Genomic DNA, 14,694 nt, shown 5'->3' with positions numbered 1-14,694 from the left:
GGCCTCAGGCTCCTGTCCGGTAGAGGGAGTGGGTCCAGGAGAAGTCGTTTCCGTTGACGTAGTAGCTGTAATCGCCCCAGTTGTAGCGATTGTTGGACGGCCAGGGATCGCCCCAGCGCACCCAGCCGCGATCGGCGTCGTACCCGTAGAGGACGTGCATGTGGCCGCCGCCGGAGGCCCACTGGATGCGGGTCTCCACGGGGCGCCGGGCGTCGATCTCGCCGCGGACGGTGGCATAGGCGAGATAGCCGCTGACGTACGAGCCGGGGTTGAGGCCCATCCACCGGAAGGCGTTCTGGACGTTGCCCAAGGTGGCCTGGTCGTTGGGGCAGTCGGTGTTCTGGGGGCGCCCGAAGGCGGCGTTGCAGAACTGGTTCTGGCTGTAGTTGCGGCCGTACCAGGCGGCGATGGTGTTGCCGGAGCCGGCCCAGCACCAGTTGCTGTTCTCCTGGGCCTGCATGGCAATGTCCAGGCTGTTCGCGGTGGCGCGCGGGGCGGACGCGGCGGGCGTACGGGGTGTGGCGGGCGCCGCGCTCGCGGTGGCGGCGGGCAGGACGGTCAGTGCGGCGGCGGCGAGTGCGACGGCCACCGGGCGTCTGCGGCGTACGGTGCGGGGACGGGGCACGGCGTTCCTCCCGAACGGGGCGGTGGGGTGTGGAGGAGCGCATCCGGATGCTGCGAAGGAGCATCCGGTGTTGTCGCAGGCAGGTCAACACGCTTCAATGCGGGATGACATGGGGGTGTGGACGGACGGGCCCGGATGTGAACGACCGGTGCCCGGCGTACTGCAGTGAGTTCATGGGCAGGGCGCGCGCCGTGCGATCCGGTAGTGAACGTTCACCCGCGCGCCGGAGGTTGAGAGATGGCACGGAACACTCCCGAGGCGGCCGAGCTGGCGCAACTGCTGAAGACCGGCCCCTTCCACCTGGCGTTGCGCAGCGCGCTGAGCGTCCGCGGCCTGGCGCTCAACCGGGTGCAGCACAAGCTCGCGCAGCGCGGCATCAAGGTGGGGGTGACGAGCCTCAGCTACTGGCAGCAGGGCGCGCGGCGCCCGCAGCGCCCCGAGTCGCTCCGGGCGGTGCGGGCGCTGGAGGAGGTGCTGGAGCTGCCGGAGCGGTCGCTGCACCGGCTGCTGGTCCCGGAGGGCGGCGTCCGGCCGGACGGCGACCGCCCGTCGGCACGCTCGTACCGGACTCTGGTGGAGCCCGCCGACGCGCTCCACCAGCTCTTCGCCGAGCTGGAGACGCCCGCCGACGACGGGCTGCACACCGTGGGCCACCACGAGCGGGTGCGCATCGGCGCCGGGCGGGAGCTGAGCGCCCGCGAATCGGTCCAGGTGGTCCGGGCGCACCGGGACGGCGTGGACCGCTATGTGGCCATCCACCGCGGTGACGTGGGCTGCGATCCGTCCCGGGTGACGGTCCGGGCGGCGGAGAACTGCCGTCTGGGGCGGGTACGGGGCGACGCGGAGGCCGGGGTGGTGGTCGCGGAGCTGCTGTTCGACACCCGGCTGCGCGCCGGGGACACCTATGTCTTCGGCTACGCCTTCGAGGACGGCACCGGCGGTCCCAGTACGGAGTACTTCCGCGGCTTCCGCTTCACCGGCGGGCAGTACGTCCTCCAGGTGCGCTTCGACGAGTCGGCGCTCCCGGTGCGGTGCCGCCGCTTCACCCAGTCGTCGGCGGGCGCCCCGCGCGGCGGCCGCCAGGAGCTGACGCTGAGCGGCCGCCACCGCGCCGTGCACCTGGTGGAGCAGGGTGTACGGCCCGGGATCGTGGGGATCGTGTGGGACTGGGGATGACGGGGCGGGCCCGCAAAGGCGCCGCGTCCGGTGCCACGGGGCGCGTTGCGGACGGCGCGCACCGGGGCGTGGGCGGCCGGGCCGCGCGCCCCTGACGGCCGGGGAGCACGCCCTGTGCCCGGAGCCGTGCGCCCCGGCCCGCAGGCGCGCCGCAGCGGCCGGGCGCCCCGGTCTCAGCCGGCGATCAGCTTGCCGCCCTTGTTCTTGATCGGGACCTCCGGCAGCGGCTCGGTGGCCGGTCCCTGGAGCACCTGGCCGTTGGTGACGTCGAAGCGGCTGCCGTGGCAGGAGCAGTCGCCCTCCTCCTTCGTCACCTCGGTGAGCACGCATCCGGCGTGGGTGCACCTGGCGCTGAAGCACTTGAACGTGCCCTTGGCGGGCTGGGAGACGACCAGCCGGTCCTCGCGGTAGAGCTTCGCGCCGCCCACCGGGACCTCGGCGGCGGCCCCCAGCTCGACCGGCTCGGAGGGCACGCCGTCGTCCTTCCTGGCGCCGCCGGAGCACGCCGCCACCCCGAAGCCCGCGGCGCCCACCAGCGCGGCACCACGCAGGACGGTTCGGCGGGCGGGGGGCTGGCTCATGGCTGCTCCAGAGGGGTCACGGGGGGCGATGTCTACCGAAGCCCGACCTTACCGGCAGCCCCGCGCCGCCCCCCGCCCGGCCGCGTCAGACGGGCCCGGGCGCCAGTTGGATCTTTCGGCAGGTGCCCGCGCGGAAGCGGCGTACCGCCTCGGCCGCGTCGTCGAGCGGCAGGACGTCGCTGACCAGCGGGGTGAGGTCCAGCCCGGCAGCCAGCACGTCGATGGCGGGGCCGAAGCTGTGGTGCACCGCCATCGAGCCGAGGATGTCGATCTCGTGGTGGTAGACGCGGTACGGCGAGAACGACGCGGTGCGGGCCGGGTCGGCCACGCCGAACTGGAGGAACGTGCCGCCGCGCCGCACCCGGCCGAGGCCGTCCTCGATGGCCGCGACGACCCCGGTCGCGTCGATCACCACCTCGAAGCCGGGCGCGCGCCCCAGGGCACCCGCGTCGGCCACGGCCGCGTCGACACCGAACGACTCGGCGAAGGCCAGCCGGTCCGCGTTGAGGTCCACCACCGACACCGACGCGGCGCCGGCGGTCCGGACGAGCGCGGCCATCATCAGGCCCATCGTGCCGGCGCCGTAGATCAGGTAGTGCTCGCCGGGGCGGCGGGGCAGCCGGCTGAGGCCGTGGACCGCGCAGGACAGCGGTTCGACGAGCCCGGCGGCGGCCGCCGGGAGCCCGTCCGGCAGGGGGTACGCGCAGCTCGCGGGGACGGCTACCAGTTCGGCGAAGCCGCCGTCGCGGGTGACGCCGACCGCGCGGTAGTCGGCGCAGAGGTTGCCGCGGCCGATCCGGCAGTAATGGCAGGTGCCGCACGGCATGTTGGGGTCCACCGCGACCCGGGTGCCGACGGCCGGGGCGGTCACCCCCGCGCCCAGGGCGACGATCTCGCCGGTCAGTTCGTGCCCGGGGATCAACGGGTAGCGCGCGGCGGGCAGTTCCCCGTCGAGCAGATGCATGTCCGTACCGCACAGCCCGCAGGACGCGACGCGCACCAGCACCTCACCGGCCCCCGGGCGGGGATCGGGCACCTCGGTGACGACGAAGCCGTCGGGGGCGCCCGGTTCGGTGACCACAAGAGCGCGCATCGGCGCCTCCTCACGAGTCGTACGGGGTTCGGTGCCCCGGAAGGTAGCCCGCGCGTAAACGCTTGCGCAAGCGTTTACGCGCACGGTCGGGGACGGCTACGGTGGGCGGGCGCACGGCCCCTGTTCCCGGTGGCCGTCCGCCCCGGTTCCCCGGCGTGCGCCCGGGAGTTGCGCGGCGCCCGGGTCCGGGCCGGAGCCCGGACGCGGCGCCGGAGCCCGGACGCGGCGCCGGCGCCCGTACGGCCCCTCCGGTCCCGTAGGGGCCGGCCGCGCCAGGACGCCGCGGCACCCGGCCGCGGCGCCGCACGTTCGGAAGGAAGAGCCCGATGACGACGATGGTGGACGTGGCGCGGCACGCGGGGGTCTCCGTCGCCACGGTGTCGCACGTCCTCAACGGCACCCGCCCGGTGCGCGAGGCCACCCGCGCCGCGGTGCTCCGCGCCATCGACGCACTCGGCTACACCCACAACACCCTGGCCCGTTCGCTGGTGACCGCGCGGACCCGGTCGATCGGGCTGGCGGTCTCCGCGATCAGCAATCCGTACTTCACCGAGATCCTCCAAGGCGTCGAGGCGGGCGCGCTGGAGGCCGGGTACGGCCTGCTGCTCGCCGACCCGCACGACGACCCCGGCCATGAACGGAAGGTCGTCCAGCTGCTGCACGAGCGGCGGGTCGACGGCATGATCGTCGCGCCGTCCGCGGAGCCGTCGGAGATGGTCGGCTATCTGACCCGCCGGGCCGTGCCCACCGTCTTCCTGGACCGGCTGGTCGGCGGCGCACACGATCAGGTGTGCGCGGACAACGCGGCACCCATGAGGCAACTCGTCGAACACCTCGCCGACCGGGGACACACCCGCATCGGTCTGATCGCCGGACTGCCGGGGCTGAGCACCACCACCGAACGCGTCGCCGGATACCGCGCGGCGCTGCGCTCGCGCGGGCTGCCGTACGACCCGGGGCTGCTGGCGGGCGGCAACTCCGAGGCGGCGGGCGCCGAGGCCGCCACCCGTCAGGTGCTCTCCGCCGGGCGCCCGCCGACCGCCCTGGTCACCGCCAACAACGCGATGACCATCGGCGCCCTGCGCGCCCTGGGCGACCGTGGCCTGCGGGTCCCGGACGACGTGGCGCTGGCCTGCTTCGACGACTTCTCCTGGGCCGACCTGTTCACCCCCCGGCTGACCGCCGTCGCCCAGCCCGGCCGGGAAATCGGGGCGGCGGCGGTCCGGCTGCTGCTGGACCGGCTGGCCGCCCCGGACCGGGCGCCGCGCACACTGCGCCTGCCGTGCACGCTGATGCACCGTGCCTCGTGCGGCTGCCCCGAGCCCTCCCGTGGTACCGCCGGTGCCCGGCCGGGCGCCGCGCCTCCGACCGCTCCGACCGCTCCGACCGCCGAGAAAAGGGACTCCCCCGTGGACGAAAGGAACACCCCGTGATCGTTGTCGCCGGTGAGGCACTGATCGATCTCGTCCCCGGCCCGCGGGGCGGCGCCGCGGAGGACGGGCTGCCCGCGCTGCTGCCCCGGCGCGGCGGCGGCCCGTACAACACCGCCGTCGCGCTGGGCCGGCTCGGTGCCACGGTCGGTTTCTGCTCGCGGATCTCCCGCGACGCGTTCGGGGACTCACTGCTCGGCGGTCTGTCCGCGGCCGGGGTGGACGCGCGGCTGGTGCAGCGGGGCGACGAACCGACGACGCTGGCCGTGGCGGACATCGGCGCGGACGGTTCGGCGGGCTACGGCTTCTACGCCGGAGGCACCGCCGACCGCCTGTTCACGGTGCCGGACGCGCTGCCGCCGTCGGTGCGCGCGCTCTCCTTCGGCACCTGTTCGCTGGTGCTGGAGCCGGGCGCGACGGCGTACGAGACGCTGCTGCGCCGGGAGGCCGGGCGCGGGGTGTTCACCGCGCTGGACCCGAACATCCGGGCCGGTCTGATCCCGGATCCCGCCGCCTACCGCGCCCGGTTCCGCTCCTGGCTCCCCCACGTGACGCTGCTGAAGCTGTCGGAGGAGGACGCCCGGTGGCTCGCGGACGCCGGGCCGGGGCACCCGGACGGCGACGGGGCCGTGGCGTCCGCGGTGCGGGAGTGGCTGGCCGCCGGGCCCGCCGCGGTGGTACTGACCCGCGGCGCCGACGGGCTGACCGGGTGGACGCGGGACGGCTCGGTGGTGTCGGTGCCCGGTGTGCGGGTCCCGGTGGTGGACACCATCGGGGCCGGCGACACCGTCAATGCGGCGCTGCTGCACCGGCTCGACGCCCATGAAGCGCTCTCCCGCCCGGCGGTGGCCGCGCTCGACGCGGACGACTGGCGCGACATCCTCACCTTCGCGGCCCGTGCGGCCGCCCTCACCTGCTCCCGCGCGGGCGCCGAGCCGCCGTGGGCGGCGGAGTTGGAGCGGTAGCGCGTCGGGCGGGCGGGCCCTGGAGGGCGGAGCGCCGCTTCCGTGTGGCGCCCCGCCCGCCCGGAGCGGTGGCACGCCCACCCGACGCGGTGGCACGCCCACCCGACGCGGTGGCACGCAGCGGGCCGCCGCCCCTGCCGCTCCGGGGAGCGGGTCAGGGCGGCGGCCCGGGTGCCGACGGGGTGTCAGGAGGCCCGGCGGGCCTTGCCGGTCGCCTTCTTCGCGGCGGTCTTCCTGTCCGTGGTCTTCGCGGCGGTCTTCTTGGCCGTCGCCTTGGTGGCCGTCGCCTTGCTGGCCGTCGCCTTGGTTGTGGTCGCCTTGGTGGCGGTCTTCCTGGCCGCCGCCTTCTTCGCCGGCTTCGCCGCCGCGGGGGCTACCGAGGTGGCGGCGTCGACGGCGTCGCTGACCCGGTCGCCGAGGATCTCCCGCAGGAACTTGCCGGTGTGGCTGGCCGGGACCGAGGCGATCTGCTCCGGGGTGCCCTCGGCGACGATCATGCCGCCGCCGTTGCCGCCCTCGGGGCCCATGTCGACGATCCAGTCGGCGGTCTTGATCACATCGAGGTTGTGCTCGATGACGATGACCGTGTTGCCCTTGTCGACCAGCCCGGACAGCACCGTGATCAGCTTGCTGATGTCGTCGAAGTGCAGCCCGGTGGTGGGCTCGTCCAGGACGTAGACCGTACGGCCCGTGGACCGCTTCTGGAGTTCGCTGGCCAGCTTGACGCGCTGCGCCTCACCGCCGGAGAGGGTCGGCGCGGACTGGCCGAGGCGGACATAGCCCAGACCGACGTCGTGCAGCGTCCTGAGGTGACGGGCGATGGCCGGCACCGCTTCGAAGAAGGTCAGTGCCTCCTCGATGGGCATGTCCAGCACCTCGGCGATGGACTTGCCCTTGTAGTGCACCTCCAGCGTCTCGCGGTTGTAGCGCGCGCCGTGGCAGACCTCGCACGGCACGTACACGTCCGGCAGGAAGTTCATCTCGATCTTGATGGTGCCGTCGCCCGAGCAGTTCTCGCAGCGGCCGCCCTTGACGTTGAAGGAGAAACGCCCCGGCAGATAGCCGCGGACCTTCGCCTCCATCGTCTCCGCGAAGAGCTTGCGGATGTTGTCGAACACCCCGGTGTACGTCGCGGGGTTGGAGCGCGGCGTACGGCCGATGGGCGACTGGTCGACATGGACCACCTTGTCGACGAGGTCGTCGCCGTCCACCCGGGTGTGCCGCCCGGGCACCGCCTTGGCGCCGTTCAGCTCGCGCGCGAGGTGGGTGTAGAGGATGTCGTTGACCAGCGTGGACTTGCCGGATCCGGAGACACCGGTGACGGCGGTCAGCACGCCCAGCGGGAAGGAGGCGTCGATGTCGCGGAGGTTGTTCTCCTTGGCGCCGTGCACCGTCAGCTGCCGGGCGGGGTCGACGGGGCGGCGGATCTCCGGTGTCGCGATGGAGCGCCGGCCGGAGAGGTACTGGCCGGTGATCGACTCCTTGTTGGCCAGCAGCTCCTTCATGGGGCCGCTGTGCACGACCTTGCCGCCGTGCTCACCGGCACCGGGACCGATGTCCACGACCCAGTCGGCGACCTTGATGGTGTCCTCGTCGTGCTCGACGACGATCAGGGTGTTGCCCATGTCACGCAGCCGGACCAGCGTCTCGATCAGCCGGTGGTTGTCGCGCTGGTGGAGGCCGATCGACGGTTCGTCGAGGACGTAGAGGACGCCGACCAGACCGGAGCCGATCTGGGTGGCGAGCCGGATGCGCTGGGCCTCGCCACCGGAGAGGGTGCCCGCGGCGCGGTTGAGCGAGAGGTAGTCCAGACCGACGTCGACCAGGAACTTCAGCCGCTCGTTGACCTCCTTGAGGACCCGCTCGGCGATCTTCTTCTCGCGGGCGTTGAGCGTCATGTCGCGCAGGAAGTCGGCGCAGTCGCTGATCGACATGGCGGCGACCTCGGCGATCGACCGGCCCTGCACGGTGACCGCGAGGACGATCGGCTTCAGCCGGGTGCCCTCACACGTCGGGCAGGGCACCTCGCGCATGTAGCCCTCGAAGCGCTCGCGGCTGCTGTCGCTCTCCGCCTCGCTGTGGCGCCGCTTGACGAACGGCACGGCGCCCTCGAACGGCGTGGTGTAGGCGCGCTCGCGGCCGTAGCGGTTGCGGTAGCGGACCTCGATCTGCGTGCGATGACCGTTGAGCAGGGCCTTCCTGGCGCGCTGCGGCAGCCCGGCCCACGGGATGTCGGTACGGAAACCGAGGGCGTCGGCGAGGGCGCCGACCAGACGGCCGAAGTACTCCTTGGTGTGGCCGTGCGACCAGGGGTGGATGGCGCCCTCGTCGAGCGAACGGTCCTCGTCGGGGACGATCAGCTCCGGGTCGACCTCCATCCGCGTGCCGATGCCGGTGCAGTCCGGGCAGGCGCCGAAGGGGGAGTTGAAGGAGAAGGACCGCGGCTCCAGCTCCTCGAAGGAGAGGTCGTCGTAGGCGCAGTAGAGGTGCTCGGAGTACATCCGCTCGCGCTGCGGATCGTCGGCGTCCAGGTCGACGAAGTCGAGGATGACCATGCCGCCGGAGAGCCCGAGGGCGGTCTCGACGGAGTCGGTCAGCCGGCGCTTGGCGGACTCCTTCACCGTCAGGCGGTCGACGACCACCTCGATGGTGTGCTTCTCCTGCTTCTTCAGCTTCGGCGGCTCGGCGAGCTGGATCGTCTCGCCGTCGACCCGGGCGCGGCTGTACCCCTTGGTCTGGAGGTCGGCGAAGAGATCGACGAACTCGCCCTTGCGCTCCCGCACCAGCGGGGAGAGGACCTGGAAGCGGCTGCCCTCGGGCAGCTCCAGCACCTTGTCGACGATGGCCTGGGGCGACTGCCGGGCGATCGGGCGGCCGCACTCGGGGCAGTGCGGCCTGCCGATCCGGGCGAAGAGGAGGCGGAGGTAGTCGTAGACCTCGGTGATGGTGCCGACCGTCGAGCGGGGGTTGCGGGACGTCGACTTCTGGTCGATGGAGACCGCGGGGGACAGGCCCTCGATGAAGTCCACATCGGGCTTGTCCATCTGCCCGAGGAACTGCCGGGCGTAGGAGGACAGCGACTCGACGTAGCGCCGCTGCCCCTCGGCGAAGATCGTGTCGAAGGCGAGCGAGGACTTGCCCGACCCGGAGAGCCCCGTGAAGACGATGAGGGAGTCGCGGGGGAGGTCGAGCGAGACGTTACGGAGATTGTGCTCGCGAGCGCCACGGACGATGAGACGGTCGGCCACGCCGGTCGGCACCTTTCTGGAGTGGGCGGGGAGCCGCGGTACCGCGTCCGGCGCCCGGTGATGAGCAGAGGCGGCGGAGCGGAGCGGAACCCCTTCCCAGGGTATGGGGACCGCCACGGCACTGTCTGAGTGATGCCACACACGAGCCTATAGCACGCGCATTCGAATTACGGTCGTCGTTGCCCTGCTTCACTCGAACGTGTGGCGGCGCCGGATCCTTCCCGATCACCACCGCTCCGCACCCCGCCCACGCCTGCGCAGGTCAGCGCGGCTCCCCCGGCCCACCGAGCGCAGGCAGGGCCCGTTCCAGCGCGTCGAAGGTCCGCTCCAGCACCGCCGCCTGCTCAACGGCGACCGCCTCCGCGGGGTCACCGTCGAGCTGCCGCTGCACCGCCGTCGCATACGCGGCCCGCCATCCGCCGGCGATCAGCGCGGCGGCGATCCGGGGCTCCGGATCACCCGGCGCCGCACCGGCGGCCCGCGCCAGCTCCGCCGCGAGCAGTCCCTCCAGCTCCTCCAGCACCTCACGCCCTCTGGCCCGCAGCGCGGGCGAGTCGAGGACCGTCCGCCAGAAGCGCCCGAACCCCTCCCCCACCCTCGTCAGCGGATGGCCGGACGCCACCAGCCCGGTGGCGAGCCGGCGCAGCGCGGCGAGCGGCGTCTCGCCCGGCTCCCGGTCGCGTACCGCGCGGACGAGCATCTCGGTGGCCTCCGGGACGCGGTCGAGGAAGAGGTCCTCCTTGCGCGGGAAGTAGTTGAAGACCGTCATCGCGGAGACCTCGGCGGCGCGTGCCACCTCGGCGACGGTGACCTGCTCGAAGCCGCGCTCGACGAACAGCCGGCTCGCCTCGCCGGAGATCCGCTGCCGCGTCCGCCGCTTCTTGCGTTCCCGCAGCGTGAGCCCCGCCTCCTCCGCGTCCGTGTCCACCGCCCCGCCGTCCGCACCGGCCCGGTCCGCCGCTTCCTTCGCACTCATACGCAATATTTTACTTGCCATATTTTTTTAGTGACTACATTCTTTCCTCGGTACCAGCGACACGGACAGGGGTGGGACATGCGTACGGACGCCACGGCGGGCACCGGCCCGGGCACGGAGGCGGAGGTCGTCGTCGCGGGCGGCGGGCCGGCGGGGCTGATGCTGGCCTGCGAACTCGCGCTGGCGGGGGTGGATGTCACGGTCCTGGAGCGGCTGACGGAGGTGGACACCACCATCAAGGCCGGGGCGATCAACACGCCGACCACGGAGTCCCTCTACCGGCGCGGTCTGCTGCCCGCCCTGGAGGAGGTGCAGCGCGAGGGCCTGGAACGGTTCGCGTCGTTCCTGCGGCAGCGGGCGGCGGCGGGCGTGGACGGCGTCGCCCGAGCGCCGCGCTTCGCCGGGCACTTCGCGGGGATCATGCTCCACGGCGATCTGCTGGACGCGGAGGACCCCGACTTCCATGCCGCAGGCCCCGCCGACGACGTCGGCTTCGTCCCGCAGGCGGCCCTGGAGCACCTGCTCGCCGAACGCGCCGCCGAACTGGGCGTCACCATGCGCCGCGGGGTGGAACTGACCGGTTTCGACACCGCGGCCGACCACGTGACCGTCCACACCACCGACGGGGTGCTGCGCGCCGGTTGGCTGGTCGGCTGCGACGGCGGGCGCAGCACGGTCCGCCGCCTCGCGGGCTTCCCGTTCCCGGGCACCGCACCGGAGATCACCGGCCGTCAGGCGCTCGTCGAGATGACCGGCGGCGAGGGGCTGAAGGCCGGGTGGAACAGCACGGACACCGGCATCTACGTGCACGGACCGGTGCCGGGGCGGATCCTGACCGTGGAGTTCGACGGCCCGCCGGCCGACCGCGGGGCGCCGGTCACCGCCGAGGAGCTGCAGGCGTCACTGCGGCACACGTCGGGCGTCGACGTCACGGTCACCAAGGTGCTGTCGGCGACCCGCTTCACCGACAACGCCCGGCAGGTCCCGGACTACCGCAGGGGGCGGGTGCTGCTGGCGGGCGACGCCGCCCATGTGCACGCCCCCTTCGGCGGCCAGGGGCTGAACCTCGGCATCGGCGACGCGGTCAACCTCGGCTGGAAGCTCGCCGCGACGATCCGGGGGTGGGCCCCGGAGGGCCTGCTGGACACGTACACCACGGAGCGGCACCCGCTCGGCGCCTGGGTGCTGGACTGGACGCGGGCCCAAGTGGCGCTGATGCGGCCGGAGTCGCACGCCCGGGCGCTGCGCGCCCTCGTCACGGAACTGGCCAGGACCGTCGATGCGACCACCTTCTTCGCCAAGCAGATCTCCGGCGTCCTGCACCGCATCGACCTGCCCGGCGACCATCCGCTGATCGGCCGCAGCGCCCCCGACCTGCTGTTCTCGGACGGCACCCGGCTCGGCGACCGGTTGTGTGACGGGGGTGGTCTGCTGCTCGACCTGGCGGACGACGCCGCGCTGCGCGCCCGGGCCGCCGGCTACACGGACCGGCTGCGGGTGCTGACCGCCCGCGCCACCGGGCCCGCCCCCGCCGGGCTGCTGGTCCGCCCCGACGGCTGCACGGCATGGGCCGTGGACGCACCCCCCGGAGCCTCTGCGTCGCCGGACGGGCTGGACGACGCGCTGCGCCGGTGGTTCGGCACGCCTGGCGACGGCGCGGCGTAGCGGCGCACCCGAGGCCCGGCGGGGCGCACTCCTCGGGGAGGGGGCGCGCTCCGGGGCGACGCGCGCGGTGCGCTGCCTGGGGTCATCTCGGCGGCGTACCGGGCCCCGGGCCTGGTGGGCCGGGGCGCCGCGCCCCGGGGCGCCGGTACGCGACCGGGGCGCACCGGTGTCGTCCCGGGGCGCGTGGGGGCGCGGTGTGGCCGGTTCCGGCGGTCTCCCGCAGCCGCGTCCGCGGCGCTAGCGTCGGGGCATGACCGATACCGCGCCAGATTTCGCGCACGATGTGGCCGCCGTCCACGAGGCCACCGAGCGGCTGCTCACCGCCGTCGCCGGTCTCGACGACGCCGCGGTCACCGAACCGTCCCTGCTCCCCGACTGGACCCGCGGCCATGTCCTGGCCCATCTGTCCCGTAACGCGGACGCCCTGGTCAACCTGCTGACCTGGGCGCGGACGGACGTCCCCACGCCGATGTACGCCGATGCGGCGACCCGGGACGCCGACATCCGGCGGGACGCGGTCCGCCCGCTGGCGGCGCAGCTGGACGATCTGCGGGCGAGCGGGGAGCGGTTCACCGCCGCGGCGCGGGCGCTTCCGGCGGACCGGCGGGGCTTCCGGGTCGAGATGCGCAACGGCGTGGTGGAGCGCGCCGACCGGCTGCCGCTGCGGCGGCTCGGCGAGGTGGAGCTGCACCACGTCGACCTGGGGATCGGCTACACCCTCGACCGGCTGCCCGCCGCCTTCGTCGCCGCCGAGCTGGATTTCCTGACCGGCGTGAAGTTCGCGGGGCACCCCGGGCTGCCGGCGCTGGAGCTGCGCACCGCCGACGGACATACCCGGCGCACCGGCCGGGCCACCGAGGAGGCAGCGCCGCTCGTGGTGACCGGTCCGGCCACGGCGCTGCTCGGCTGGCTCACCGGGCGCGGTGAGGGCGACGAGCTGACCGCCGACGGCGGCGCGCTGCCTGTCGTACCCCCGCTCTAAGCTGGCGTCATGGCCTACAGCGGAGCAGTGAAGGTCGGCGGACCGGCCGACGTGCACGAGCTGACCGATCTGATGATCTCGAAGGTCGCGGTCGGTCCGACGAACAACAACGCCTACGTCCTGCGGTGCCGGGCGACCGATGAGCAGCTGCTGATCGACGCGGCGGCGGAGCCGCACACGCTGCTCACCCTGATCGGCGACAGCGGTCTCGCGTCGGTGGTCACCACGCACCGGCACGGTGACCACTGGGGCGCCCTGCGCGAGGTGGTCGACGCTACGGGCGCGCGGACGTACGCCGGGCGGTACGACGCCGAGGGCATCCCGGTGCCCACGGACGTGCCGGTCGAGGACGGCGACGTCCTGCGCGTCGGCCGGGTGGAGCTGACCGCACGGCATCTGGTCGGTCACACCCCGGGCAGCATCGCGTTGATCTACGACGACCCGCACGGCGCCCCCCATGTCTTCACCGGGGACTGCCTCTTCCCGGGCGGCGTGGGGAACACCTGGGGCGATGCGGAGAGCTTCGCCACCCTGATCGACGGCGTTCAGCACAAGCTCTTCGATCAGCTTCCCGACGAGACCTGGATCTATCCGGGGCACGGCGCCGACACCACGCTGGGCGCGGAGCGGCCGCACCTCGCCGAGTGGCGCGAGCGCGGCTGGTAGCCATCCGTGACGGCGGGCCCCGCACCCAGGTGTGCGGGGCCCGCCGTGGTACGGGCGGCAGTCGCCGGTCAGACGCCTGCGTTCTCCCGCGGCGCCGTCTCCTGCCCCGCCTGCTTCCGGTCGGCCAGCAGGCTGGTGACGGTGGTGACGACGAGGACCGCGCAGATGACGCCCAGCGAGACCGGGATGCTGATCTCCGGCACGGCGACCCCCGATTCGTGCAGCGCGTGCAGCATCAGCTTCACCCCGATGAAGCCGAGGATGACCGACAGGCCGTATGAGAGGTGGACCAGCTTCTTGAGCAGCCCGCCGATCAGGAAGTAGAGCTGCCGCAGCCCCATCAGGGCGAACGCGTTGGCCGTGAAGACGATGTACGGGTCCTGGGTGAGGCCGAAGATCGCCGGTATGGAGTCCAGGGCGAAGAGGACGTCGGTGGTGCCGATCGCCAGCATGACGACCAGCATCGGCGTCATCAGCCGCTTGCCGTTCTCGACGACGAACAGCTTCGTGCCGTGGTACGTACCGGTCGACGGGAAGCGCTTCCCGACGGTCTTCAGGAAGCGGTTCTCCTCGAACTCCTCGTCCTCCGCACCGGCCATGGCCTCCTTGACGAGCTTCCACGCGGTCCAGATGAGGAACGCGCCGAAGAGGTAGAAGACCCAGGAGAAGTGGGCGATGATCGCGGCGCCGGCGCCGATGAATCCGGCCCGCAGCACGAGCGCGATCAGCACGCCGACCATCAGCACCCGCTGCTGGTAGATCGACGGGACGGCGAACTTCGCCATGATCAGGACGAAGACGAAGAGGTTGTCGACGCTCAGGGATTTCTCGGTGATGAAACCGGCGAAGAACTCACCGGCCGGAGCGGAGCCGCCGAACAGCAGCAGTCCGAGTCCGAAGAGCGCGGCGAGCGTCACCCAGACGCCGGTCCAGATTCCGGCCTCCTTGAGGGAGACCTCGTGCGGGGTGCGGCCGCCGATGAAGAAATCGGCGGCGATCAGGGCGCTGAGACCAAGGATGGTCAGCACCCACAGGGTCAGGGAAACGTCCACTGCTCCTCCGGCAGAGTCGTACGGCACACAACAGCGTCGTCGCTGCCGGAGGTCTCTTCCGCCCGGCTGCCGAAGGCCGCCGGACCGACGCCCCGGGATCTCGTCACGCTCGTGATCCGTGATGACGGGGACGTCGTTGCAGGAGTACTCCCCTCCGCGGAGCAAGCGTAAAGGAATTCCAAGATGAAGTAAATGAAAAGGTAAAGCGCCTGGTCAGGTGCTGCGCGCTGCCACG

The 14,694-nt window shown here is 72.8% G+C and carries 12 protein-coding genes; 6 read left to right on the top strand and 6 right to left on the bottom strand.

The features are described 5' to 3' along the window. Positions 1-4: 4 nt before the first annotated feature. Positions 5-625 (bottom strand): papain-like cysteine protease family protein, encoded by a 621-nt coding sequence (locus ACF1BH_RS26670; protein WP_391646392.1) that lies wholly within the window; start codon positions 623-625, stop codon positions 5-7. A gap of 237 nt (positions 626-862) precedes the next feature. Here ACF1BH_RS26670 and ACF1BH_RS26665 point away from each other — a divergent pair, with 237 nt between their 5' ends. Continuing rightward, entirely contained in the window at positions 863-1,801 is a 939-nt protein-coding gene (locus ACF1BH_RS26665; RefSeq protein WP_391646390.1) for a hypothetical protein, read from the top strand. Positions 1,802-1,974: 173 nt separating this feature from the next. On the opposite strand, the gene ACF1BH_RS26660 is transcribed toward ACF1BH_RS26665, so the two are convergent. Continuing rightward, positions 1,975-2,382: a Rieske (2Fe-2S) protein gene (locus ACF1BH_RS26660; protein ID WP_391646388.1), complete on the bottom strand. Its 408-nt coding sequence runs from the start codon at positions 2,380-2,382 to the stop codon at positions 1,975-1,977. Between the two features lie 85 nt (positions 2,383-2,467). After that, on the bottom strand, positions 2,468-3,475 hold the full coding sequence (locus ACF1BH_RS26655) for a zinc-dependent alcohol dehydrogenase family protein (protein WP_391646386.1): 1,008 nt from the start codon (positions 3,473-3,475) through the stop codon (positions 2,468-2,470). A gap of 326 nt (positions 3,476-3,801) precedes the next feature. On the opposite strand from ACF1BH_RS26655, the gene ACF1BH_RS26650 reads away from it, so the two are divergent. Then, positions 3,802-4,908: a LacI family DNA-binding transcriptional regulator gene (locus ACF1BH_RS26650; RefSeq protein WP_391646384.1), complete on the top strand. Its 1,107-nt coding sequence runs from the start codon at positions 3,802-3,804 to the stop codon at positions 4,906-4,908. Continuing rightward, on the top strand, positions 4,905-5,870 hold the full coding sequence (locus ACF1BH_RS26645; protein WP_391646382.1) for a carbohydrate kinase: 966 nt from the start codon (positions 4,905-4,907) through the stop codon (positions 5,868-5,870). Before ACF1BH_RS26650 ends, ACF1BH_RS26645 begins: the two co-directional genes overlap by 4 nt. Before the next feature lie 185 nt (positions 5,871-6,055). On the opposite strand, the gene uvrA is transcribed toward ACF1BH_RS26645, so the two are convergent. Both uvrA and ACF1BH_RS26635 read right to left on the bottom strand, forming a co-directional pair. After that, positions 6,056-9,118, bottom strand: a complete 3,063-nt coding sequence (gene uvrA / locus ACF1BH_RS26640; RefSeq protein ID WP_391646380.1) for an excinuclease ABC subunit UvrA — start codon at positions 9,116-9,118, stop codon at positions 6,056-6,058. Positions 9,119-9,380: 262 nt separating this feature from the next. Then, positions 9,381-10,094 carry a TetR/AcrR family transcriptional regulator gene (locus ACF1BH_RS26635; RefSeq protein ID WP_391646378.1) on the bottom strand — a complete coding sequence of 238 codons (714 nt, stop codon included), beginning with the start codon at positions 10,092-10,094 and terminating at the stop codon, positions 9,381-9,383. 78 nt (positions 10,095-10,172) lie between these two features. Between ACF1BH_RS26635 and ACF1BH_RS26630 the strand changes: the two genes are divergently transcribed. The 3 genes from ACF1BH_RS26630 (at position 10,173) to ACF1BH_RS26620 (ending at position 13,407) form a co-directional block, all read left to right on the top strand. Then, positions 10,173-11,759: an FAD-dependent oxidoreductase gene (locus ACF1BH_RS26630; protein ID WP_391646376.1), complete on the top strand. Its 1,587-nt coding sequence runs from the start codon at positions 10,173-10,175 to the stop codon at positions 11,757-11,759. Between the two features lie 250 nt (positions 11,760-12,009). Continuing rightward, positions 12,010-12,741 carry a maleylpyruvate isomerase family mycothiol-dependent enzyme gene (locus tag ACF1BH_RS26625; RefSeq protein ID WP_391646374.1) on the top strand — a complete coding sequence of 244 codons (732 nt, stop codon included), beginning with the start codon at positions 12,010-12,012 and terminating at the stop codon, positions 12,739-12,741. Positions 12,742-12,750: 9 nt separating this feature from the next. After that, positions 12,751-13,407, top strand: coding sequence for an MBL fold metallo-hydrolase (locus ACF1BH_RS26620; protein WP_030282917.1), 657 nt, complete (start codon positions 12,751-12,753; stop codon positions 13,405-13,407). A 68-nt stretch (positions 13,408-13,475) separates the two neighbouring features. On the opposite strand, the gene ACF1BH_RS26615 is transcribed toward ACF1BH_RS26620, so the two are convergent. Further along, the gene (locus ACF1BH_RS26615; RefSeq protein WP_391646371.1) at positions 13,476-14,459 is read right to left on the bottom strand and encodes a TerC family protein; all 984 of its coding nucleotides are present in this window, start codon (positions 14,457-14,459) and stop codon (positions 13,476-13,478) included. Positions 14,460-14,694: the final 235 nt, after the last annotated feature.

The sequence above is a fragment of the Streptomyces sp. NPDC014733 genome, from assembly GCF_043083385.1.
Lineage (GTDB): Bacteria > Actinomycetota > Actinomycetes > Streptomycetales > Streptomycetaceae > Streptomyces.
The sequence above is the reverse complement of the archived record's forward strand: the minus strand, read 5'-3'. Positions and strand labels throughout refer to the sequence as shown.

Excerpts from the sequence above, each read along its gene's own strand:
- ACF1BH_RS26665 (WP_391646390.1), top strand. The coding sequence starts at position 863 with ATGGCACGGAACACTCCCGAGGCGGCCGAGCTGGCGCAACTGCTGAAG.
- ACF1BH_RS26660 (WP_391646388.1), bottom strand. The coding sequence starts at position 2,382 with ATGAGCCAGCCCCCCGCCCGCCGAACCGTCCTGCGTGGTGCCGCGCTG.
- ACF1BH_RS26655 (WP_391646386.1), bottom strand. The coding sequence starts at position 3,475 with ATGCGCGCTCTTGTGGTCACCGAACCGGGCGCCCCCGACGGCTTCGTC.
- ACF1BH_RS26650 (WP_391646384.1), top strand. The coding sequence starts at position 3,802 with ATGACGACGATGGTGGACGTGGCGCGGCACGCGGGGGTCTCCGTCGCC.
- ACF1BH_RS26635 (WP_391646378.1), bottom strand. The coding sequence starts at position 10,094 with ATGAGTGCGAAGGAAGCGGCGGACCGGGCCGGTGCGGACGGCGGGGCG.
- ACF1BH_RS26630 (WP_391646376.1), top strand. The coding sequence starts at position 10,173 with ATGCGTACGGACGCCACGGCGGGCACCGGCCCGGGCACGGAGGCGGAG.
- ACF1BH_RS26625 (WP_391646374.1), top strand. The coding sequence starts at position 12,010 with ATGACCGATACCGCGCCAGATTTCGCGCACGATGTGGCCGCCGTCCAC.
- ACF1BH_RS26620 (WP_030282917.1), top strand. The coding sequence starts at position 12,751 with ATGGCCTACAGCGGAGCAGTGAAGGTCGGCGGACCGGCCGACGTGCAC.